This window comes from Streptomyces sp. NPDC030838, from assembly GCF_055572035.1.
This window is the reverse complement of sequence record NZ_JBVIED010000006.1, coordinates 283682-305512: the sequence shown is the minus strand read 5'-3', so window position 1 is coordinate 305512 and position 21831 is coordinate 283682. Positions and strand designations below refer to the sequence as shown.

14 protein-coding genes are annotated in these 21831 nt (G+C 73.7%); 5 read left to right on the top strand and 9 right to left on the bottom strand.

Annotated elements, in window-relative coordinates; all coding sequences use genetic code 11:
* Positions 1–11 precede the first annotated feature (11 nt).
* The gene (locus ACZ42A_RS18965) at positions 12–812 is read right to left on the bottom strand and encodes a crotonase/enoyl-CoA hydratase family protein (protein ID WP_468528345.1); all 801 of its coding nucleotides are present in this window, start codon (positions 810–812) and stop codon (positions 12–14) included.
* 166 nt (positions 813–978) lie between these two features.
* Between ACZ42A_RS18965 and ACZ42A_RS18960 the strand changes: the two genes are divergently transcribed.
* Entirely contained in the window at positions 979–2643 is a 1665-nt protein-coding gene (locus ACZ42A_RS18960) for an acyl-CoA synthetase (protein ID WP_468528344.1), read from the top strand.
* On the opposite strand, the gene ACZ42A_RS18955 is transcribed toward ACZ42A_RS18960, so the two are convergent.
* Complete coding sequence (locus tag ACZ42A_RS18955; RefSeq protein ID WP_468528343.1) at positions 2562–3416, bottom strand: alpha/beta fold hydrolase; 855 nt, start codon at positions 3414–3416, stop codon at positions 2562–2564. The two genes, ACZ42A_RS18960 and ACZ42A_RS18955, sit on opposite strands and share 82 nt — an antisense overlap.
* A 194-nt stretch (positions 3417–3610) precedes the next feature.
* Between ACZ42A_RS18955 and paaK the strand changes: the two genes are divergently transcribed.
* A complete protein-coding gene (paaK, locus tag ACZ42A_RS18950) occupies positions 3611–4906 on the top strand; it encodes a phenylacetate--CoA ligase PaaK (RefSeq protein WP_468528342.1) in 1296 nt (431 codons plus the stop codon).
* An 86-nt stretch (positions 4907–4992) separates the two neighbouring features.
* Complete coding sequence (locus ACZ42A_RS18945; protein WP_468528341.1) at positions 4993–5229, top strand: hypothetical protein; 237 nt, start codon at positions 4993–4995, stop codon at positions 5227–5229.
* A 7-nt stretch (positions 5230–5236) separates the two neighbouring features.
* On the opposite strand, the gene ACZ42A_RS18940 is transcribed toward ACZ42A_RS18945, so the two are convergent.
* Entirely contained in the window at positions 5237–6541 is a 1305-nt protein-coding gene (locus ACZ42A_RS18940; RefSeq protein ID WP_468528340.1) for a hypothetical protein, read from the bottom strand.
* A complete protein-coding gene (locus tag ACZ42A_RS18935) occupies positions 6538–8028 on the bottom strand; it encodes an acyl-CoA synthetase (protein ID WP_468528339.1) in 1491 nt (496 codons plus the stop codon). The genes ACZ42A_RS18940 and ACZ42A_RS18935 overlap by 4 nt, the downstream gene beginning before the upstream one ends.
* Positions 8029–8160: 132 nt before the next feature.
* Between ACZ42A_RS18935 and ACZ42A_RS18930 the strand changes: the two genes are divergently transcribed.
* Positions 8161–10653: a penicillin acylase family protein gene (locus tag ACZ42A_RS18930; protein ID WP_468528338.1), complete on the top strand. Its 2493-nt coding sequence runs from the start codon at positions 8161–8163 to the stop codon at positions 10651–10653.
* Between the two features lie 18 nt (positions 10654–10671).
* Here ACZ42A_RS18930 and ACZ42A_RS18925 read toward each other — a convergent pair whose 3' ends face one another.
* Both ACZ42A_RS18925 and ACZ42A_RS18920 read right to left on the bottom strand, forming a co-directional pair.
* The gene (locus ACZ42A_RS18925) at positions 10672–12225 is read right to left on the bottom strand and encodes an acyl-CoA synthetase (RefSeq protein ID WP_468528337.1); all 1554 of its coding nucleotides are present in this window, start codon (positions 12223–12225) and stop codon (positions 10672–10674) included.
* Entirely contained in the window at positions 12222–13331 is a 1110-nt protein-coding gene (locus tag ACZ42A_RS18920; RefSeq protein ID WP_468528336.1) for an NAD(P)H-dependent flavin oxidoreductase, read from the bottom strand. The genes ACZ42A_RS18925 and ACZ42A_RS18920 overlap by 4 nt, the downstream gene beginning before the upstream one ends.
* A 126-nt stretch (positions 13332–13457) precedes the next feature.
* Between ACZ42A_RS18920 and ACZ42A_RS18915 the strand changes: the two genes are divergently transcribed.
* The gene (locus ACZ42A_RS18915) at positions 13458–15257 is read left to right on the top strand and encodes a serine hydrolase domain-containing protein (protein ID WP_468528335.1); all 1800 of its coding nucleotides are present in this window, start codon (positions 13458–13460) and stop codon (positions 15255–15257) included.
* A gap of 2 nt (positions 15258–15259) precedes the next feature.
* Here ACZ42A_RS18915 and ACZ42A_RS18910 read toward each other — a convergent pair whose 3' ends face one another.
* The 3 genes from ACZ42A_RS18910 to ACZ42A_RS18900 all read right to left on the bottom strand — a co-directional run bounded on the left by ACZ42A_RS18910 (position 15260) and on the right by ACZ42A_RS18900 (position 21522).
* Entirely contained in the window at positions 15260–17653 is a 2394-nt protein-coding gene (locus tag ACZ42A_RS18910; RefSeq protein ID WP_468528334.1) for a SpoIIE family protein phosphatase, read from the bottom strand.
* 31 nt (positions 17654–17684) lie between these two features.
* Positions 17685–19253 carry a phytoene desaturase family protein gene (locus ACZ42A_RS18905; RefSeq protein ID WP_468528333.1) on the bottom strand — a complete coding sequence of 523 codons (1569 nt, stop codon included), beginning with the start codon at positions 19251–19253 and terminating at the stop codon, positions 17685–17687.
* A gap of 61 nt (positions 19254–19314) precedes the next feature.
* Positions 19315–21522, bottom strand: a complete 2208-nt coding sequence (locus ACZ42A_RS18900) for a serine/threonine-protein kinase (RefSeq protein ID WP_468528332.1) — start codon at positions 21520–21522, stop codon at positions 19315–19317.
* Between the last annotated feature and the right edge of the window lie 309 nt (positions 21523–21831).

Sequence of the window (21831 nt, the reverse complement as noted above, 5' to 3'; positions counted from 1 at the left end):
GGCTCCTTCGGTCAGGCGCGTTTGAAGTCGGGCGGTCGCTTCTCAGCGAAGGCGCGGGCGCCTTCCTTGGCGTCGGCGGTGTCGAAGATCGGCCGGCCGCGCTGGAGTTCGTGGGCGAGGCCGTCCGTCTCGGTCATCTCGGCGGTTTCGTACACGGACGCCTTGACCGCCTCGACGGCGAGCGGGCCGCAGGCGTTGATCCGCTCGGCGATCTCCAGGGCTTCGGCGAGGGCGGTGCCGTCGGGGACGACATGGCCGATGAGGCCGATGTCCGCGGCTTCCCGGGCGCTGTAGGGGCGGCCGGTGAGCAGCATCTCCAGGGCGTGGGTGCGCGGGATCTGGCGTGGCAGGCGGACCGTGGAGCCGCCGATGGGGAACAGGCCGCGCCGGACCTCGAACAGCCCGAAGGTGGCCGACGCGCCGGCCACCCGGATGTCGGTGCCCTGGAGGATCTCGGTGCCGCCGGCCACGCAGGGGCCCTCGACGGCGGCGATGACCGGTTTGCGGGGCCGGTGGTGGCGCAGCATGGCCTTCCAGTGCAGGTCGGGATCGGCCTTCAGCCGGTCGCGGTGCTCCTGTCCGGCCATGCCGTTCCCGGCGAGGGCCTTGAGGTCCATGCCGGCGCAGAAGGCGCCGCCCGCGCCGGTGAGCACGACGGAGCGGATCGCGTCGTCGGCGTCGGCCTCGAGCCAGCCGTCGTAGAGGCCGACGAGCATCGGAATCGAGAGCGCGTTCTTGGCCTCGGGCCTGTTGAGGGTGAGCACCAGGGTGGCGCCTTCGCGTACCACGGTGAGGTGTTCCGTACCGCCCATGACCCGTCTCCCCTCTGCCGGAACGAGAACAGGTTGCAGGAGGCGCGCGGACAGGACAAGAGGTTTCTGACAGTCAGTCAGATTTCTGTCGCGAGGACCCTTCACACTTGAGGCGGCCTTTGCTCTGATGACCGGCAACCGATGCGGGACGGGGTCAGGAGGAGCGGTGGAGTACAACCTTGCCGACCTGTTCGAGTCGGTCGTCGACGTGGTGCCGGAGCGTGAGGCGCTGGTGTACCTCGACCATCCGGGTACGGGCGCGGAGCGCCGGCTGACCTATGCGGAGCTGGACGCGGCCGCCAACCGCATCGGCCACCACCTGCTCGACAGCGGGATCCGCCCCGGCGAGCATCTTGGGCTGCACCTCTACAACGGGGTCGAGTATCTGCAGACTGTGCTGGGCTGCCTGAAGGCGCGGATCGTGCCGGTGAACGTCAACTACCGGTATGTCGAGGACGAGCTGGTCTACCTCTACCGGGACGCGGACCTCGTGGCGCTGGTCTTCGACGCCGAGTTCGAGGGGCGGGTGGCGGCGGCGCTGCCGCAGGCCCCGAGGCTGCGGCACCTGCTACGGGTGGGAGCAGGAGAGGCGGGCGTTTCCTTCGCGGAGGCGGAGGCCGTCTCTTTCGCAGAGGCGGAAGCCGCCGGATCGGACGAGCGCGGTTTCCCGGCCCGCTCGGGAGACGACCAGTTCATCATCTACACCGGCGGCACGACCGGCATGCCCAAGGGCGTGATGTGGCGGCAGGAGGACCTGTTCTTCGCCGGGCTCGGCGGCGGCGCGCCCACGGGCGAGCCGGTGAAGCGGCCGGAAGAGCTGGCCGAACGGGTCGCCGCGGGCGGCGCGGGCATCACCTTCTTCCCCACTCCCCCGCTGATGCACGGCACCTCGACCCTGACCGCGTTCATCGGGTTCCACTTCGGCCAACGGGTCGTCCTGCACCGCAAGTTCGTGCCCGAGGAGGTGCTGCGGACCATCGAGCGGGAACGGGTGACCAGCGTGTCGCTGGTGGGCGACGCGATGCTGCGGCCGCTGATCGACGCCCTCGCCGGACCGATGAAGGGCACGGACTGCTCCTCGCTGTTCAGCGTGTCGTCGTCCGGGGCGATCATGTCGGAGACGGTCCGCCGGCAGTTCCTGGAGCTGGTCCCGCAGGTGATGCTGCTGAACAACTTCGGCTCCTCCGAGTCCGGCTTCAACGGCACCGCGACGGAGGACTCCGGCCCCGAGCGCGGCTTCCGGATCCGCGTCAACTCCCGTACGGCTGTGGTCGATCCGGTCACTCATGAGCCGGTCGCGCCGGGCGAGCCGGGGCGGGTGGCGCAGTGCGGCCATGTGCCGCTCGGCTACTACAACGATCCGCGGAAGACGGCCGAGACCTTCTTCGAGAAGGACGGGAAGCGGTGGGTGCTGCTCGGCGACATGGCCACCGTCGACGAGGAGGGCGTGGTCACCGTCCTCGGGCGCGGCTCGCAGTGCATCAACACGGGCGGGGAGAAGGTGTATCCGGAGGAGGTGGAGCAGGCGCTGAAGTCCCATCCGGACGTGTACGACGCCCTGGTCGCCGGAGTCCCGGACGCGCGGTGGGGGCACCGGGTGGCGGCGGTGGTGCAACTGCGCGAGGGCGCGCCGGGGATGTCCCTGGAGGCCCTCCAGGCCCACTGCCGGACCCGGCTCGCCGGATACAAGATCCCGCGCCGGCTCGTCCTCACGGACAGCATCCGCCGCTCACCGAGCGGCAAGGCGGACTACCGGTGGGCGCGCGAGGTGGCGGCCAGGAACTCGTCGACACGCCCCGCGAACCACTCGGGGTCGTCCAGCCACGGATAGTGCCCGGCCCCCGGCTGCACCGCGCACTCGGCGTCCGGGAAGACGGCCGCGGTACGGCGGGCCAGGTCGGGGCTCGGCCCGCCGTCGACTTCACCGGCGAGGACGAGGACGGGGGCGGTCAGCCGGGCGAGTGCGGCACGGGTCGCGGGCGGGTCGTAGGCGCCCTCGGAGCCGTAGACCTCGGCGGCCTCCTCGTTGGTCTGCGCCTCGTCGCGGGCGGCCTCCGCGGCGGCCGCGGCGTCCCAACTGCCGTAGAAGAAGGGCCGTACGACGGGGTCGAAGTCGCGCTCGCCCGCCAGCCATGCGCGGAACACCGGGAAGGCCTGCTCGAACCACGGCTCGTCCGCCCGCAGCCGGGCCGCCGCGAGCCGGTCCTCGGCCGTCGCGGGCATGCCCAGCGCCCACGGCGTGGCGGTGATCAGCACCAGCCGCGCGACCCGCTCGGGGTACCGGGCGGCGTAGAGCATCGCCAGGCTGCCGCCCGCCGAGTGCCCGAGCAGATCCATCCGCTCCAGCCCCAGTTCCCGCCGCAGCGCCTCCACGTCGTCGACCAGGCGGTCGCAGCGGTACGACGCCGGGTCCGCGGGCGCCTCGGAGTCCCCGGTCCCGCGCAGGTCCAGGAGCACCAGCCGCCGGTGGCGGTCGAGCCCGCCGAGGTCGCCGAGGTAGGCGGAGGCGCGCATGGGCCCGCCGGGGAGGACGACGAGCGGGTCTCCCTCGCCGCGCAGGTGATAGGCGAGGCGGGTTCCGTCGGGGGCGCTGAAGGTCGGCATGGCGCCGATCATCGAGGGGGCCGGTCACCGGTGGCAAGGGAGTTTCCGCGGGCCGGGCCGGGGCCCGCCCGCGGCCGAGAAAGTACGAGCCGACCTCTTGCGCCGGTGGCGCCGGGACTGGATTACTGATCTCCAAGGCCTCGACCGAATGATCGGTCGCCCGGATTGGTGCGGTTGGTGAGGGAGTAGTCCGCATGGCGGAAGCGACGGAGTTGCTGGACGCGGGGGAACGGCTCGACCCGGAGGCGCTGCGGGCGCTCCAGCTGGAGCGCTTGCGCGCCTCGCTGCGGCACGCGTACGCGAACGTGCCGTTCTACCGGGAGTCCTTCGACAAGGCCGGCGTCCACCCGGACGACTGCCGCTCGCTCGCCGACCTGGCCCGGTTCCCGTTCACGACCAAGGCGGACCTGCGGGAGAACTACCCGTACGGGATGTTCGCCGTGCCGCAGGAGCGCATCCGCCGCATCCACGCGTCGAGCGGGACCACCGGACGGCCGACGGTGGTCGGGTACACCGAGGGCGACCTGTCCATGTGGGCGGACATGGTGGCGCGTTCGATCCGGGCAGCGGGCGGCAGGCCGGGCGACCGGGTCCATGTGGCGTACGGGTACGGCCTGTTCACGGGCGGCCTCGGCGCCCACTACGGCGCCGAACGGCTCGGCTGTACGGTCATCCCCGCGTCCGGCGGCATGACCGCCCGTCAGGTGCAGCTGATCCAGGATCTGAAGCCCCGCGTGATCATGGTGACGCCGTCGTACATGCTCACCCTGCTGGACGAGTTCGAACGGCAGGGCGTCGACCCGCGCACAACCTCCCTGCGCGTCGGCGTCTTCGGCGCCGAGCCGTGGACCGAGCAGATGCGGCGGGAGATCGAGGAGCGGTTCGCGATCGACGCGGTCGACATCTACGGCCTGTCGGAGGTGATCGGCCCCGGGGTCGCCCAGGAGTGCGTGGAGACCAAGGACGGGCTGCACATCTGGGAGGACCACTTCTATCCGGAGATCGTGGACCCGGTCACCGGGGAGGTGCTGCCCGACGGCGAGGAGGGGGAGCTTGTCTTCACCTCGCTCACCAAGGAGGCGATGCCGGTCGTCCGCTACCGCACGCGGGACCTGACCCGGCTGCTGCCGGGCACGGCGCGGGTGTTCCGGCGGATGCGGAAGATCACCGGCCGCAGCGACGACATGGTGATCCTGCGCGGCGTGAACCTCTTCCCCACCCAGATCGAGGAGATCGTGCTGCGCACCCCGGGCGTCGCCCCGCACTTCCAGCTGCGCCTGACCCGCGAGGGCCGCCTGGACGCCCTCACGGTCCTCGCCGAGGCCCGTCCCGACGCGGGCCCCGAGGTCCGCGAGGCGGCCGCCCGCTCGATCGCGGCGGCGGTGAAGGACGGCATCGGGGTGTCGGTCTCGGTGGAGATCGTCGAACCGGAGTCCCTGGAGCGGTCGGTGGGGAAGATCCGGCGGATCGTGGACCTGCGGCCGCGCTGAGCTTCCCGAAGGCCGTCTCCTGACCCGCAGGTCCCCGTCTTCCGACTGTTTGCGCAGGGCCCGGCGGCGAAGGCATCCTGCGCGCCATGCGCTACTACGTGACGAGCGGCCCGCACCGGGGCGACACCGGGACGATGAGCGAGGGCACCGGCGAGATCCGGCTCCCGCACCCCGGCAACCCCACCGTGCACTGCCGGTACAAGGTCGGCAGCGGTGAGGCGATGATCGAGCAGGAGGGTTTCGGGCCTGGCGTACCGCTGCACTACGCCGGTGATGTGGCTCTGAGGCCGGGCGACCCCACAGAGCGGCCCGCCCGGCCTTAGCCGGTGGTCAGTCCGGTCCCGGTCGGCGTCGCGGCCCGCCCCGCAGGGACGCCAGGACCAGGCGGCCGTACCGGGTGGTCAGCGCGGCGGCCGTGGCGGCGAGGGCGGCCGTGAGGGCGATCAGCAGATGCCAGGGGTTCTCGTCGCCCAGGACCTGGAGGACGGAGAGGGCGGTGCCCAGGGGGAGGCCGAGGACGGTGAGGACGCCGAGGGCGCCGGCGATCTGCTGGCTCTCGCGGGTCTGGACGATCCGGCTGTAGTCGGCGGCCTCGGCCAGGATGTCCGTGAACAGGTCGGGGAGCCGGTGCTGGGCCTGGAAGGCGCGCAGCAGTCCGTCGGCGGGGCCGTGCACGGTCTGGTGGCGGCGCCAGTAGGTGCTGCGGAAGACCGCGATGTTCTGCTCCAGGGCCGAGACCCGCCGGGCCAGACCGGGGGCGCTGTCGAAGACCGTGGACAGTTCGTCGGTGAGCGCGTCGAGGTGGTCGCGCTGCAGCATGCCCAGCAGCAGCGCGTCCAGGTAGACCGCGCGGGCCTGGACCGCCGCGAACGCGTAGAAGTCGCCGGGGCCCTGGTCGGGCCGGTGGCCGAGGAAGGCCGCGCCGTGCCGGCCGACCAGGGCGCTCCAGTCCGCCGAGATGCGGATCGCGTCGGCGGACACGCCGTCGATGCGCTCCGGCGGGGACGGGTTGTCGGCCTCCGACGCCCGCCACGCCAGGGCGCGCAGCCGGCGGTCGGCCGAGGCGGGCAGCCGGCCGTCGGCGTCCCGGAGGGCCGCGGTGTGCGGGGCGCCGGGGCTGAAGAAGGCCACCGTGTACGGCCGGGACAGCGCGAAGGGCGCCCGGGGCGGCGCGGTGTCGGCCACGCCGTCGAAGAGTACGGCCGGGTGCAGGGCGCCGGTCAGCGGGTCCGGGGCCGCGCCCGGGCGGTGCCCGATCGCCCGCAGCACCTCCAGCAGATGGGTGCCCCGTACGGCGAAGTGCAGCACGCCGAGCGCCTGCCGGGGCTCCTTGGGCGTCGCCACCCGCAGCAGCTCCAGCCCTTCCAGCTCCAGCGGGCCCTCGGTGACCGACAGTCTGCGATGCCACCGCCGCCCGTACAGGGCCCGCGCCGCCGCGGGCGCGTAGTACCGGCCCCGGCGGTCCGCGTCCCACGGCCGCTGCTCGGTGCCGAACGGCAACGGGCCCCGGTCCCAGTCGGGATCGCCGTCCAGCAGCACCGGCACCACCACCGACACCGCCTGCCGTACCCCCGCCGCCTCGCCCAGACCGTCGCCCGGTCCGTCGCTCAGTCCGTTGCTCAGTCCGTCGCTCAACCGCGGTCTCGCAGTTCGCGTTTGAGGATCTTTCCGCTGGCGTTGCGGGGCAGGCTGTCGACGAAGACGACGCGTTTGGGCGCCTTGAAGGGGGTCAGTCGCTCCCGGGCGTGGGCGATCAGCTCCGCCTCGGTGATCTCGCCGCGCGGGACGACGAACGCCGTGATCGCCTCGATCCACTTCTCGTCGGGCAACCCGACGACGGCCGCCTCGGCCACGCCCTCGTGGGTGTAGAGGGCGTCCTCGACCTGGCGTGAGGCGACCAGGACGCCACCCGAGTTGATGACGTCCTTGACCCGGTCGACGATGGTGAAGTAGCCGTCCGCGTCCCGGACCGCGAGGTCGCCGGAGCGGAACCAGCCGTCGCGGAAGGCCGCGGCGGTCTCCTCGGGCTTGTCCCAGTAGCCCTCGCACAACTGCGGGGAGCGGTAGACGATTTCGCCGGGCGTTCCGTCGGGCACGTCCTTGCCGTCCTCGTCGACGACGCGTGCGTCCACGAACAGCACCGGCCGGCCGCAGGAGTCCAGGCGGCCCTCGTGCTCGTCGGGGCCGAGGACGGTGGCCAGCGGGCCGATCTCGCTCTGTCCGAAGCAGTTGTAGAAGGCCAGTTCGGGCAGGCGGGCGCGGAGGCGTTCCAGGACGGGCACCGGCATGATCGACGCCCCGTAGTACGCCTTCCGCAGCCCGCCCAGGTCGCGGGTGGCGAAGTCGGGGCGGCCCGCGAGGCCGATCCACACGGTGGGCGGGGCGAACAGGCTGTCCACCCGCCCGGCCTCGATCAGGTCGAAGAGCCGGTCGCCGTCGGGGCCGTCGAGGACGATGTTCGTGGCGCCGACCGCGAGATACGGCAGCAGGAAGACGTGCATCTGCGCCGAGTGGTAGAGCGGCAGCGCGTGCGCCGGACGGTCCCCGGCGCTCAGGTCGAGGGCGGTGATGGCGCTCAGATACTCGTGCACCAGAGCCCGGTGGGTCATCATCGCGCCTTTCGGCAGCGCCGTGGTGCCCGAGGTGTAGAGCAGCTGCACCAGGTCCTCGGCGCGCGCCTCGGGGCCGTCGTACGGCGGGGTGGAGGCGAGCAGGTCCAGGAGCGAGCCGTCGGCGTCGCGCAGCGGCAGCACCGGGACGCCGTCGGGCAGCCGGCCCGCCAGGTCGGGGTCGGCGAGGACCAGGGAACTGCCGGACTGGCGGACGATGTACGTCAGGTCGTCGCCGGTGAGGTTCTGGTTGACGGGTACGTGCACCAGGCCGGCACGGGCGCAGGCGAGGAAGCCGATGAGATAGGCGTCGGAGTTGTGGCCGTAGGCGCCGACCCGGTCGCCGGGGGCGAGGCCCCGGTCGAGGAGGGCGCGCGCGGCGCGGGAGACGGCGTCGTCCAGTTCCTCGTACGTCCACCGGCGGTCGCGGTACTCCACCGCGACGCGTGCCGGGGTGCGGCGGGCGCTGCGTCGCAGCACCCCGTCGACCGTGCTGCCGTGTCCGGGCCTCATGGCTCCCGATCCTCGACCCCGCGCCGGGTGCGGTCAAGCGAGCGGCAAGAACACCGGACGACACCGGTGCACCGAGCACATACCCATTGGTACGCTCAACCGCCCCTTCCCCCAATGATGTTGGGAGGCTCCATGCGCACACGCCTGAGACGGCTCGCGGTCACGGCCGTCGCCCTGCTCACCGCGACGGCCGGCCTGCCCGCGGCCGCCGCCGCGCCGGACGGCCGGGAGGACCGTCCCTCGCACGGTGGGCTGTCGGCCGTCATCCGGTACACCGAGTACGGCATTCCGCACATCGTCGGGCACAGCTACGCCGACCTCGGCTTCGGGACCGGGTGGGCGCAGGCCGCCGATCAGGTGTGCGTCCTCGCCGACGGCTTCGTGACCGTACGCGGCGAGCGGTCCCGGTACTTCGGGCCGGACGCAGCGCCCGACGCCTCGCTGTCCTCCGCGGCCACCAACCTCTCCAGCGACCTGTACTTCCGCGGGGTGCGGGACGCGGGCACGGTCGAGGAGCTGCTCGCCCAGCCCGCTCCGGCGGGCCCGAGCCGGGCGGCGAAGGAGCTGATGCGGGGGTACGCCGCCGGCTACAACGCCTGGCTGCGCGAGAACCGGATCACCGATCCGGCGTGCGCGGGCGCCGCCTGGGTGCGGCCGGTGACGACGCTGGACGTGGCGGCACGCGGGCACGCGCTCGCGGTGCTCGGCGGGCAGGGGCGGGCCGTGGACGGCATCACGGCCGCCAGGCCGCCCGCGACCTCCGCGGCGGGCAGGACGTCCGCCGTAGGCACGACCTCCGCGGCGAGCACGAGATCCACCGCAGCCACGACCTCCGCGGCGAGCACGGCATCCGCCGCCACGCCGGATCCCCAGGACGCCGCCCGCGCCGCCCGTGACCTGTTCGCCGCGCACGACGCCGACATGGGGTCCAACGCCGTCGCGTTCAGCGGGGCCACCACCGCGAACGGCCGGGGCCTGCTGCTCGGCAACCCGCACTACCCGTGGCAGGGCGGGCGGCGGTTCTGGCAGTCGCAGCAGACCATCCCCGGCCGGCTGAACGTCGCCGGCGGCTCGCTGCTCGGCTCGGCCACCGTCTCCATAGGCCACAACGCGCATGTGGCGTGGAGCCACACCGTGGCGACCGGCGTCACCCTCAACCTGCACCAGCTGGCCCTGGACCCGGCGGACCCGACCGTCTACCTGGTCGACGGCAGGCCGGAGCGCATGCGGAAACGTACCGTCACCGTCGCGGTGAAGGACGGCGCGCCGGTCACCCGCACCCAGTGGTGGACGCGCTACGGCCCGGTCGTCGGCTCGCTCGGCGCCTCGCTCCCGCTGCCCTGGACGGCCACCACGGCGTACGCCCTCCACGACCCCAACGCGGCCAACCTGCGCTCCTCCGACACCGCGCTCGGCTTCAGTACGGCGCGGAGCACGGCGGACGTGCTCGACGCGCTGCGCGACACCCAGGGCCTGCCGTGGGTGAACACCATCGCCGCCGACTCGGCCGGGCACACGCTGTTCACCCAGTCGCAGGTGCTCCCTCGCATCACCGACGACCTCGCCCAGCGCTGCTCCACCGCGCTCGGCAAGGTCACCTACCCCTCGTCGGGGCTGGCGATCCTGGACGGCTCGCGCGGCGACTGCGACCTCGGCCGCGACGCCGACGCCGTGCAGGCGGGCGTCATGGGGCCCGCGCGGATGCCGACGCTGACGGACGCGCCGTACGCGGAGAACTCCAACAACAGCGCCTGGCTGGCCAACGCGGACCGGCCGCTGACCGGGTACGAGCGAGTCTTCGGCGACCTCGGAACTCCGCGCTCGCTGCGGACGCGCGGCGCGATCGAGGACGTGGCGGCGATGGCCGGGCGCGGGGAGCTGACCGTACGGGACCTCCAGCGGCAGCAGTTCGCCAACCGCGTGCCGGCGGGCGACCTGGCCGCGGCCGACGCGGCGAAGGCCTGTGCCGGGCTGCCCGGCGGGACGGCGACGAGCAGCCAGGGGGTGTCCGTCGACGTCCGGGAGGCGTGTGACGTGCTCGCGGCCTGGGACCGGACCGTGGACACCGGCAGCCGGGGCGCGCTGCTCTTCGACCGGTTCTGGCGGAAGCTGACCGCGAGCGTGCCGGCGGCGCAGCTGTGGAAGGTGCCGTTCTCCGCGGCCGACCCGGTCCGTACGCCGCACACCCTGAACACGGCGGCGCCGGGCTTCGCCACGGCCCTCGCGGACGCGGTCGGCGAGCTGCGGGCGGCAGGGATCCCGCTCGACGCGCCGCTCGGCGAGCACCAGTTCGTGGTGCGCGGCGGTGAGCGCGTCGCCGTGTCCGGCGGCACCGAGTCGCTGGGCGTGTGGAACAAGATCGAGCCGGTGTGGAACCCGGCGCACGGCGGCTACACGGAGGTGACCACCGGCTCCAGCTACATCCAGGCGGTCGGCTGGGACGGCAGCCGCTGCCCGGTGGCCCGGACCCTGCTGTCGTACGCCCAGTCCTCGAACCCGAACTCGCCGCACCACGCCGACCAGACCCGGCTGTTCTCCGGCGAGCGGTGGGTGACCTCCCGGTTCTGCGAGAAGGACATCCTGGCCTCGCCCGCGCTGGAGATCGTGCGCGTGCGGGAACGCTGAGCGGCCCCGCCGGGCGCGTCACACCGGGCGCGCCCGGCCCGCCCAGTACGGGTCCCGCAGCCGCCGTTTGTAGAGCTTGCCGTTGGGGTCGCGGGGCATCTCGGTGACGAAGTCGACGCTCCTCGGCCGCTTGTAGCCGGCCAGGCGTTCGGCGCAGTGGTCGAGGAGGGCGGCGGCGAGGGCGGGGCCCGGTTCGTGGCCGGGCGCCGGTTCGACGACGGCCTTGACCTCCTCGCCCCAGTCGTCGTGCGGGATGCCGAAGGCGGCGGCGTCGGCGACGGCGGGGTGGGCGAGCAGGGCGGACTCGATCTCGGCCGGGTAGATGTTGACCCCGCCGGAGATGATCAGGTCGATCTTGCGGTCGCGCAGGAAGAGGTAGCCGTCCTCGTCGAGGTAGCCGAGGTCGCCGACGGTGAACCAGTCGCCGATGCGGTTCCTCCGGGTCTTGTCCGCGTCCTTGTGGTAGGCGAAGCCGCCGGTGCTCATCTTCATGTAGACGGTGCCGAGCCGGCCGGGCGGCAGCCGGTTGCCGTCGTCGTCGAAGACGGCGAGTTCGCTGATCGGCCAGGCCTTGCCGACCGTGCCGGGTTTCTTCAGCCAGTCCTCGGCGGTGGCGAAGGCGCCGCCGCCCTCGCTGGCCGCGTAGTACTCCTCTACACACGGCCCCCACCAGTCGAGCATGGCCCGCTTGACGTGGTCAGGGCAGGGGGCGGCGCCGTGGACGGCGTGCCGCATCGAGGAGACGTCGTACGCCCGTTTGACGGAGTCGGGCAGGGCGAGCAGCCGGTGGAACTGGGTCGGGACCATGTGCGTGTGGGTGCAGCGGTGAGTGTCGATCAGGCGCAGCATCTCCTCGGGCGTCCACTTGTCCATCACCACCAGCCGGTGCCCGATGTGCAGGGACGCGCCCGCGAACTGGAGTACGGCCGTGTGGTAGAGCGGGGAGCAGACGAGATGGACGTTGTCGTCGAACGGCCGGATGCCGAAGATGCCGAGGAAACCGCCCAGGTGGGCCTCCTCGGGGGGCTTGCCGGGCAGCGGTCGCCGGATGCCGCGCGGGCGGCCGGTGGTGCCCGAGGTGTAGTTCATGACCCAGCCGAGGGTCCGGTCGGCGGGCGGTGACTCCGGCTGCCCGTCGAGGAGTTCGGCGTACGGCCGGAAGCCGTCGATCGCGCCGACCGCGTACCGGCGGCCCGGCGGGAGTCCGGCCTCGTCGGCGGCGGCGCGGGCGGGGCCGCCGTACCGTTCGTGGGCGATGACCACCTTGGCGCCGGAGTCGGCGACGATCCAGGCGATCTCGGGGCCCACCAGGTGATGGTTGACGGGGACGAGGTAGAACCCGGCCTGGGTGGCGGCCAGGTAGGCGGTGAGGAACTCGGGGCCGTTGGGCAGGACGATGGCGAAGGCGTCGCCGCGTTCCAGGCCGGCCGCGCGCAGGCCGTGGACGAGGCGGTTGGCGGCGGCGTGCAGGCGTCCGGCGGTCCACTCCTCGCCGTCGGGGGCGACGAGAACGCGGCGCCCGGGGTCGGCGGTGGCCTGGGCCCAGAATCCGGTGGGGGGCACTCCGGTCACTGGCCGCTCCTTCCGGCGATACGGTTCATGCGGTCGACGGCTTGCTCGAAGCCGCGGGTGAGGTCGTCGAAGACCGCCTGGACGCTGCGCTCGCTGGTCATCCGGCCGACGATCTGGCCGACGGGCGTGCCGAGCAGCGGTTCGACCTCGTACTTCTGGATGCGGGAGACGGCCTCGGCGACGAGCAGCCCCTGGAGGGGCATCGGCAGGGCGCCGGGGCCGTTCGGGTCGTCCCAGGCGTCGGTCCACTCGGTGCGCAGCTGGCGGGCGGGTTTGCCGGTGAGGGCGCGGGAGCGGACGGTGTCGCCGGAGCCGGCGGCGAGCAGCTTCCGGACGAGCTTGGGTGAGGGGAGTTCGGCCTCCGTGGTGGTCAGCCAGAGGGAGCCGAGCCACACGCCCTGGGCGCCGAGGGCGAGCGCGGCGGCGACCTGCCGGCCGCTGCCTATGCCTCCGGCGGCCAGTACCGGCAGCGGAGCCACGGCCTCGACGACCTCCGGGGTGAGCACCATGGTCGCGATCTCGCCGGTGTGGCCGCCCGCCTCGTACCCCTGGGCCACCACGATGTCGATGCCCGCCTCTTGGTGCTTGCGGGCGTGCCGGGCGCTGCCCGCGAGCGCGGCGACGAGCACGCCCCGGTCGTGGGCGCGGGCCACCACGTCGGCGGGCGGTGAGCCGAGGGCGTTGGCGAGCAGCTTGATGGGGTAGTCGAAGGCGACGTCGAGCTGGCTGCGGGCGACCTGCTCCATCCAGCCGGTGATCCGCCAGCCGGCCGCCTCGCCCTCGGCGAGTTCGGGCACCCCGAACTTGGCGAGGGTGTCCCGGACGAACTGCCGGTGGCCTTCGGGGATCATCGCCTCGACGTCGGCCTCGGTGACGCCCTCGACCTTCTTGGCGGGCATGACGACGTCCAGGCCGTAGGGCCTCCCCTCGGCGTGCGCCTGGATCCAGTCGAGGTCGCGTTTCAGGTCGTCGGGGTCGGTGTAGCGGACCGCGCCGAGCACTCCGAAGCCGCCGGCCCGGCTGATGGCCGCGGCGACGGCGGGGAACGGCGTGAAGCCGAAGACGGCGTGCTCGACTCCCAGGGTCTTGCTCAGCTCCGTCTGCATGGGCGCAGGATGCCGGAGTCCTCCGGAGGACGGAAGAGGCTTTCTGATGCACCGTCAGATTTATTGGGCCATCCTGCTGGACATGCTTTCGGGTGCGGCCGGCCGACCACCTGCGGGAGGAACTCGATGACCGATGGCAAGGCAGACAGAACCGATGGCGGGGCCGACAGAGCGGTGACCCGTCGCCAACTCGGAAGAGCGGCCCTGGCCTTGGGCGGAGCCCTCACTCTCGCCCCGCTGCCCGCGGGACCGGCCGCGGCCGCCACGCCGGGACAGGCGCACCCGACCCTGCGCCACGGCTCGCCGGAACGCGCCGGACTGCTCGCCGCGCACCTGCGGCAACTCGTCACCGACGCCGAGGCGTTCCTCGGCCCCTCCCCCAAGCACCCCTGGTACGCGGGCGCCGTGCTGCTCGCCGGGCGCGGTGGCACCGTGGCGCTGCACCGGCCGATCGGGATGGCGGTGCGCTATTCCGCGTACGACGAGAAGACCGACACCGGCGTGGAGTTCCCGGCCGAGCGGCAGATCCCGATGGCCGATGACACGGTCTTCGACCTCGCCTCGGTGTCCAAGCTGTTCACCTCGCTCCTCGCGGTGCAGCAGATCGAGCGGGGCGCGCTGGAGCTGGAGGGGACGGTCGTCTCGTATCTGCCGGAGTTCGGGGCGGCGGGCAAAGCGGGCATCACGATCCGGCAGTTGCTCACCCACACGTCGGGGCTGCGCGCCTGGATCCCGCTGTACGCCGCGCCGACGTACGAGGAGAAGCTGCGGCTCCTCTGGAACGAGGCGCCGATCGACCCGCCGGGCACCCGGTACCGCTACTCGGACCTCAATCTCATCTCGCTCCAGCTGGTCCTGGAGCGGATCACTGCTCGCACGTTGGATGCCCTGCTCCACGACGAGATCACCGCCCCACTCGGGATGCACCGCACGCGCTACAACCCGCCCGCCTCCTGGAAGCCGAAGATCGCGGCCACCGAGGACGCCCGCAAGCCCTGGTCCGGGCTGGACCGGGGGCTGGTCTGGGGCGAGGTGCACGACGAGAACGCCTTCTCCCTCGGCGGGGTCGCGGGCCACGCCGGCGTCTTCTCCACCGCCTGGGACCTGGCCGTACTCGCCCGCACCCTGCTCAACGGCGGCACCTACGGCCGCACCCGCATCCTGGCACCGGAGTCGGTGCGGCTGATGTTCACCGACTTCAACACCGCCTTCCCCGGCGACGAGCACGGCCTCGGCTTCGAGCTCTACCAGCACTGGTACATGGGCGCGCTGGCTACTCCGCGCACCGCGGGCCACACCGGGTTCACCGGCACCTCACTCGTCCTCGACCCGACGACCGACTCGTTCCTCGTGGTGCTCGGCAACTCGGTGCATCCCGTGCGGAGCTGGCGCTCCGGTTCGGCGCCCCGGGTGGCCGCCGCGAACAACCTGGCGCGGGCGGTGCCGGTCCGTCCGGCGCGCGGACGCACGGCCTGGTTCTCCGGCATGGCGAGTGCGGCGACGGCGACGCTCACGCTGCCCGCGCTGGACACCTCCGGCGGCGGCACCCGGCTGCGCTGTCTGCTGTGGTGGGACACCGAGCCGGGGGCGGACTCCCTGGCCCTGGAGTCCTCGGCCGACGGCGGAGCCTCCTGGCAGCCGGTGCCGTTCACCACCTCGCGGCCCGGCGAGGAGCCCGCGGACCGTCCGTCCGGCGCGGTCACCGGCTGGTCCGGCCGGGTCTGGCACCGGCTCACGGCGGACCTCCCGGCCGCGCGCGGGCTGACGCTGCGCTGGCGGTACCGGACCGACCGGCTGTACGTCGGCCGGGGCGCGTACGTCGACGGGCTGCGCGTGACGACGGGCGACTCCGTGCTGTTCGACGAGGCGCGGCCCGCCGACGCGGCCCGGATCACGGCGGACGGCTGGTCGGCGTCCGCCGACTGACGTCAGGGCAGCGCCTGTTCGGCCCAGATGGTCTTGCCGGTGCCGCTGGGCCGGGTGCCCCAGCGCTGGGTGAGCTGGGCGACCAGGAGCAGACCGCGGCCGCCCTCGTCGAAGGTGCGGGCCCGGCGCAGATGTGGGGAGGTGCTGCTGGCGTCGGAGACCTCGCAGATCAGGGCGCGGTCGCGGATGAGGCGGAGCTGGATGGGGGCGCCGCCGTACCGGATGGCGTTGGTGACCAGCTCGCTGACGACGAGTTCGGTGACGAACGCGGTCTCCTCCAGCCCCCACCGCTCCAGCTGCTCGATGGCGCCCTGCCGGGCGGTGGCGACCACCGCCGGGTCGGCGGGCAGGTCCCACACGGCCACCCGGTCGGCGTCCAGGGCCCGGGTGCGGGCCATCAGCAGGGCCACGTCGTCGGCCGGGGTGTCCGGGAGCAGCGCCTTCAGGATGGTGTCGCACATCTGCTCGAGGTTGTCGGCGGGTGCCGCCAGCGCACCGCACAGGGTGGCGGTGCCCGCGTCCACGTCGAGGTAGCGGGCCTCGATCAGCCCGTCGGTGTAGAGGGCCAGCACGGCGCCCTCGGGCAGCTCCAGTTCGGTGGCCTCGAAGGGGAGGCCGCCGACGCCGAGCATCGGCCCGGGGGTCATCCCGACCACCTCGACGGTGCCGTCGGGCAGCCGTACGACGGGCGGCGGATGCCCGGCGGAGGCCACCGTGCAGCGCTGCGCGACCGGGTCGTACACCGCGTACAGGCAGGTCGCCGCGATCTCTCCGCCGGTGTTCCGGCCGTCGGAGGCGAGATGGCCGACCAGGTCGTCCAGGTGGGTGAGGAGTTCGTCCGGCGGCAGGTCGACGTCGGCGAGCGTCCACACCGCCGTACGGAGCCGGCCCATGGTGACGGAGGCGTGGATGCCGTGCCCCACGACGTCCCCGACGACCAGCGCCACCCGGGTGCCGGACAGCGGGATGACGTCGAACCAGTCGCCGCCGACCCCCGCCTGGGAGAGCGCCGGCAGATAGCGGGAGGCGCACTCGACCGCGGCCTGCCCGGACATCGCCTGCGGCAGCAGGCTGCGCTGGAGGGCGAGCGCGGTGGTGCGTTCCCGGGTGTAGCGGCGGGCGTTGTCGACGCAGACGGCGGCGCGGCTGGCGAGTTCCTGGGCCAGGGAGACGTCGTCCTGGTCGAAGGCGTCGGGGTGTTCGGGGGTCAGGCGGCGGACGAAGACGGCCACCCCGAGGGTGGTGCCGCGGGCGACCAGCGGGACGGCCATCAGGGACAGGTCGGGGGTGTCGGCCGCGCTCAGGACGGCCGCGCGGGCGTCGTGGCCGGCGATCCAGTCGTCGAGGCCCGGATCGCCGGTACCGGTCAGCACCGGCTCGCCGGTGGCGAGCGCGCGGGCCGGCGGTGACTCGGGCGGGTAGGTGTCCGCGGCGCCCAGGGCGATCGCCGCCTCCGGCACGCCCGGGGTGAGGGAGTGGTGGGCGGCCCGCCGCAGCACCACGTCGGCACCGACCAGGCCGACGACCGGCTCCTCGCCCTCGACGACCGAGTCCAGCAGGTCCACGCTGGCGAAGTCGGCGAGCCGGGGCACCACCAGTTCGGCCAGCTCCCGAGCCGTGTGGACGACGTCCAGCTTGGTACCGAGGCCGGCGGCGGCCTCGTTCAGCATGGCCAGCCGCTGCCGGGCCCAGTGCTGTTCGCTGCTGTCGAAGGCGGCGAGCGCGGTGCCGATCAGCTCCCCGGAGGGCCCGCGCACCGGCCACATCTCGATGTTCCAGGCGTGCATGCGCCGCCCGGAGGGGGCGCGGGCCCAGCTCTCGTAGCGGACCGGCTGCCCGGTCTCCGCGACGATCTCCAGATGGCGGAGGAAGCCGCGGTTGTGCTCGGCGTCCTCCACGGTGTCGGGGAAGTACCGGTGACGGAACTCCGCCTCGGGGCGGCCCATCACCTGGCACGCCACGTCGTTCATGCGCAGATAGCGCTGCTCGGTGTCGAAGACGGACATCGACATGGAGGCCTGCTGGAACGCCAGCTCGCCCAGCAGCCGGTCCCGGTCGTCCCGCGCGGCGAAGATCACACAGCCCTCCGGCTCCCCCGCGGCGCCGGTCAGCGGACAGGCCCGCAGGGCCAGATCCAGCCGCCGGCCGTCCCGGTGCCGTACCGCCACCACGGCGGTGCCCGTCTCCGTCAGCCGGTGCCGGGCGGCGTCGCCGTCGGGGTCGGCGTCGGTGTCGATCAGGTCGGCGGCCGGGCGGCCGGTCACCTCCTCGGGGTCGTAGCCCGTGAGGAGGCGGGCGCCCTCGCTCCAGCCCGTGACGAGACCGCGCGCGTCGACCACCGCCACGGCGTCACTCGCCGTGGCCGCTCGCGCCTCATCGCGCGGCGACGTCACCATGTGTCGAGCATCCCGCGCACGAGGACCGGCATCAAGCCGGGGCCGGTTCCCTCTCCAGCACCGCCATGGCCGCGTTGTGCCCGGGTACGCCGCTCACCCCGCCGCCGCGTACCGCGCCCGCGCCGCACAGCAGCACGTTGCGGTGCCGGGTCTCGACGCCCCAACGGCCGGTGCCGTCCTGGGCGTGCGGCCAGGACAGGTCGCGGTGGAAGATGTGGCCGCCGGGCAGCCCGAGGTCGCGCTCCAGGTCCAGCGGGGTCTTCGCCTCGATGCAGGGGCGGCCGTCGGCGTCCTCGGCGAGGCAGTCGGTGAGGGGGTCGGCGAGGTGGGCGTCGAGCTGGGCGAGGGTGTGCTTCAGCAGCTCGTCGCGGGCGGTGTCGTGGTCGCGGGCGAAGAGCCGGGCGGGGGTGTGCAGGCCGAACAGGGTGAGGGTGTGGTAGCCCCGGTCGGTCAGTGCGGGGGCGAGGATCGACGGGTCGGTCAGGGAGTGGCAGTAGATCTCGGAGGGCGGTGCGGCGGGCAGCCGGCCGCCGGCGGCCTCGGCGTGGGCGGCGGCCAGCTGCCGGTAGCCCTCGGCGATGTGGAAGGTGCCGGCGAACGCCTCACGCGGGTCGACGTCGGGGTCGCGCAGCCTCGGGAGCCGCTTCAGCAGCATGTTGACCTTCAGCTGGGCGCCCTCGGCGGGGTCGGGCGGCGTGTCCCCGGTCAGGGCGGCCAGTTCCCGCGGGGAGGCGTTCACCAGGACGTGCCGGGCGGCGGCCACGCCCTCGCCGTCGGCGGTGCGGTAGGTGACCTCGGCGGTCGCCCCGTCGGTGGCGACGCGCACCGCCTCGTGGCCGGTGGCGAGGACGGCGCCGGCCGCGCGGGCCGCGGCGGCGAGGGCGTCGGTCAGGGCGCCCATGCCGCCGACCGGGACGTCCCAGGCACCGGTGCCGCCGCCGATCACGTGGTACAGGAAGCAGCGGTTCTGCCGCAGCGAGGGGTCGTGGGCGTCGGCGAAGGTGCCGATCAGGGCGTCGGTGAGGACCACCCCGCGCACCAGGTCGTCCGTGAAGTGCTCCTCGATCGCGACGCCGATCGGCTCCTCGAACAGCATCCGCCAGGCGTCCTCGTCGTCGACGCGGCGGCGCAGCTCGGCCCGGTCGGGCAGCGGCTCGGTCAGCGTGGGGAACACCCGCTGGGCGACCCGCCCGGTCATGGCGTGGAACCGCTGCCAGGCCGCGTATTCCCGCTCTCCCCCGGTCAGCCGCGCGAACGCCTCCCGGGTGCGGCGCTCACCCCCGCCGACGAGCAGGCCGGTGTGGCGTCCGTCGCGGACGACGGGGGTGTACGAGGAGACGGTGCGGGTGCGGACCCGGAAGTCCAGGCCGAGATCCCGCACGATCTTCCGCGGCAGCAGGCTGACCAGGTACGAGTAGCGGGAGAGCCGTGCGTCGACGCCGGGGAACGGGCGGGTGGAGACGGCGGCGCCGCCGGTGTGGCCGAGGCGTTCGAGGACCAGGACCGAGCGGCCGGCGCGGGCCAGATACGCGGCGGCGACCAGGCCGTTGTGTCCGCCGCCGACGATGACGGCGTCGTAGGCGCGAGCGGGTGCGGGCATGGTTCTTGGTAACACGCGTGATCGTCCGCCGCCAGATGCCCGTCACAGGGGCTCCTGCGGCTCAGACCCTCTGCTGCCGCAGCACCGCCACTCTCCGGTACAGCTCCACCGCCTCCGGGCCGCGGCCGAGCTGTTCCAGGCAGTGGGCCTCGTCGTTGCGGCTGGTGAGAGTGTCGGGGTGGTCGGGGCCGAGGACGCGCTCGCGGATGGCGGCGACGGTGCGGTACTCGGCGAGGGCGTCCTGCCAGCGGCCGAGCCAGCCCAGGCCCACGGCGACCTCCCGGCGGCTGACCAGTGTGTCCGGGTGGTCGGGGCCGAGGACCCGCTCGCGGATCGCGCACACGTCGCGGGCCTCGACCAGGGCCTCCTCCCAGCGCCCCAGACGGCCGAGGTTGACGCCGAGGCCGTGGCGGGCGCGCAGCGTCTCGGGGTGGGCGGGGCCGTGGACGCGGGTGCGGTCGTCGACGAGGTCGCGGTAGAGGCGCAGTGCCTCGGCGCTGCGGCCGAGCCGGCCGAGGCAGATACCGACCTCGTGGCGGGCGGCGAGGGTGTCGGGGTGGTCGGGGCCGAGCGCCCGGGTGCGGGCCGCGGCGACCTCGCGGTAGACGTGCAGCGCCTCCGCCCAGCGGCCCAGCTGGCCGAGCGCGTAGGCGACCTCGTAGCGGGTGACCAGGGTGTCGGGATGCTCGGGGCCGAGCACCCGGGCGCGGTCACCGGCCACCTCGCAGGCCATGCGGTACGAGTCCTCCAGGCGGCCCAGCCGGCCCAGGTTGAAGGCGAGGTTGTGGCGGCAGCGCAGGGTGTCGGGGTGGTCGGGGCCCATGATGCGCTCGCGGGCGGCGAGCACCGCCGTGTAGACCCGGTCCGCGTCGAGGGGGCGTCCCAACTGGCCGAGGACGTACGCCATCTCCTGCCGGGCGGCGAGCGTGTCGGGATGCTCGGGGCCGAGCACCCGGGCCCGGAGCCGCGCGACGTGGCTGTACTCGCGCAGCGCGTCGGCGGCGCGCCCGGTGCGGCTGAGGGTGAAGGCGACCTGGTGGCGGCTGTCCAGGGTGTCCGGATGTTCGGGCCCGAGCAGATGCTCGCGCTCGGCGGCGACCGCCCGGTGCACCTCGCCCGCCTCCTCCCAGCGGCCGAGCCGCCCCAGGCTGAGGCCCGCGTTGTGGCGCCCGGCGAGGGTGGCGAGCGCGGTGGGCGGCGGCACGGGCCGCTCCTGCGGTACGGCGGGCTCCTGGACCGACCCGGTGACGGGGCGTGCCGTCCACTCGCCGCTGAGGCCGGCCCCGGCGTCCGAAGGTGTGCTGCGCAGTCCCGTCCCGGCCGCCTTGTGACCGGTGGTCATGCCGCGGGTCCAGGACGGCAGCCGCGGCTCGGCGGCGACGCCGCCGGATGCCACGACGGTGGGGACGTACGACGGGGTGTCCCGGGCCGCGCTGATCCGCCGCCCCACCTCCCGGGCGTCCGCGGGCCGTTGCGCGGGCTGCTTGGCGAGCAGGTCGAGGATGATCTGTTCGAGGTAGGCGGGCAGGTCGGGCCGGTGGCCGCGCGGCGGCGCGGGGGGCGTGTCCCGGTGGCCGACGAGGATCGCCCAGGCGTCGTCGAGGTCGAACGGCGGTACGCCGGTGGCGATCTCGTAGAGCACACAGCCCAGCGAGTACAGGTCGCTGCGCTGGTCCACCCCGTCCCCGCCGATCTGTTCCGGTGACATGTAGTGCGGGGTGCCCATGGCGATGCCGGTGCCGGTGAGCCGGGAGGTGAAGCCGATGTCGTGGCCGAGGCGGGCGATGCCGAAGTCGCAGATCTTCACCGTGCCGTCGGTGAGCCGCACGATGTTGGCGGGTTTCAGGTCGCGGTGCACGATGCCCTGCTGGTGGGTGTAGGCGAGCGCGGCGGACACCTGGTCGGCGATGTCCAGCACGTCGTCGACGGGCAGCGGATGGTGCTTGTTGTCCTCCAGGAGCTGGCTGAGGTTGCGGCCCTGGAGCAGTTCCATGACGAGGAAGAGCACCCCGTCGGACTCGCCGAAGTCGTGCACGACGGTGATGCCTCGGTGCTGGAGCGCGGCGGCCGCTCTCGCCTCCCGCCGGAACCGCTCGCGCAGCACCCGGGTGAACGAGTGGTCGTGCTGCTCGCGGAGCGGCTTGAGGCACTTCACGGCGACCTGCCGCCCCAGCGACTCGTCGCGCGCCCGCCACACCTCGCCCATGCCGCCGCGCCCGATCAGGTCCAGCAGCCGGTAGCGGCCCTGGATCAGCCTGGTCTCCCCCATCGCGTGCCGTCGCCCCCGTCGGTGGTCCGCGCCCTCCCCTGGCCCGCCCAGTATGACGGGCTATGGGCCGACTTTGTACGGTGCCGGGCGCGCGCCGGGTGCAAGCCCGGCCATGGCCCGCACGATGTGTTTGGCCGGCCGTTGCCGACGCAGACGTGCGGGAACGGCGCGCACCGCGGTGCGGGTGAGGCGCGGCCGCCGGGTGACGGTGGCGGGTGCGGGGGCCGGTCTGCGGTACCGCGTGTGGGCGTACGGGGGCAGGCCGTCGTACGCCGGATGCGCTACGCGCCCCCCGGCACCGCGTGCGCC

Bases quoted from the DNA above. Each gene is read 5' to 3' on its own strand.
- ACZ42A_RS18965 (WP_468528345.1), bottom strand. From the start codon at position 812: ATGGGCGGTACGGAACACCTCACCGTGGTACGCGAAGGCGCCACCCTG.
- ACZ42A_RS18955 (WP_468528343.1), bottom strand. From the start codon at position 3,416: ATGCCGACCTTCAGCGCCCCCGACGGAACCCGCCTCGCCTATCACCTG.
- paaK (WP_468528342.1), top strand. From the start codon at position 3,611: ATGGCGGAAGCGACGGAGTTGCTGGACGCGGGGGAACGGCTCGACCCG.
- ACZ42A_RS18945 (WP_468528341.1), top strand. From the start codon at position 4,993: ATGCGCTACTACGTGACGAGCGGCCCGCACCGGGGCGACACCGGGACG.
- ACZ42A_RS18935 (WP_468528339.1), bottom strand. From the start codon at position 8,028: ATGAGGCCCGGACACGGCAGCACGGTCGACGGGGTGCTGCGACGCAGC.
- ACZ42A_RS18930 (WP_468528338.1), top strand. From the start codon at position 8,161: ATGCGCACACGCCTGAGACGGCTCGCGGTCACGGCCGTCGCCCTGCTC.
- ACZ42A_RS18920 (WP_468528336.1), bottom strand. From the start codon at position 13,331: ATGCAGACGGAGCTGAGCAAGACCCTGGGAGTCGAGCACGCCGTCTTC.
- ACZ42A_RS18915 (WP_468528335.1), top strand. From the start codon at position 13,458: ATGACCGATGGCAAGGCAGACAGAACCGATGGCGGGGCCGACAGAGCG.
- ACZ42A_RS18910 (WP_468528334.1), bottom strand. From the start codon at position 17,653: ATGGTGACGTCGCCGCGCGATGAGGCGCGAGCGGCCACGGCGAGTGAC.
- ACZ42A_RS18905 (WP_468528333.1), bottom strand. From the start codon at position 19,253: ATGCCCGCACCCGCTCGCGCCTACGACGCCGTCATCGTCGGCGGCGGA.
- ACZ42A_RS18900 (WP_468528332.1), bottom strand. From the start codon at position 21,522: ATGGGGGAGACCAGGCTGATCCAGGGCCGCTACCGGCTGCTGGACCTG.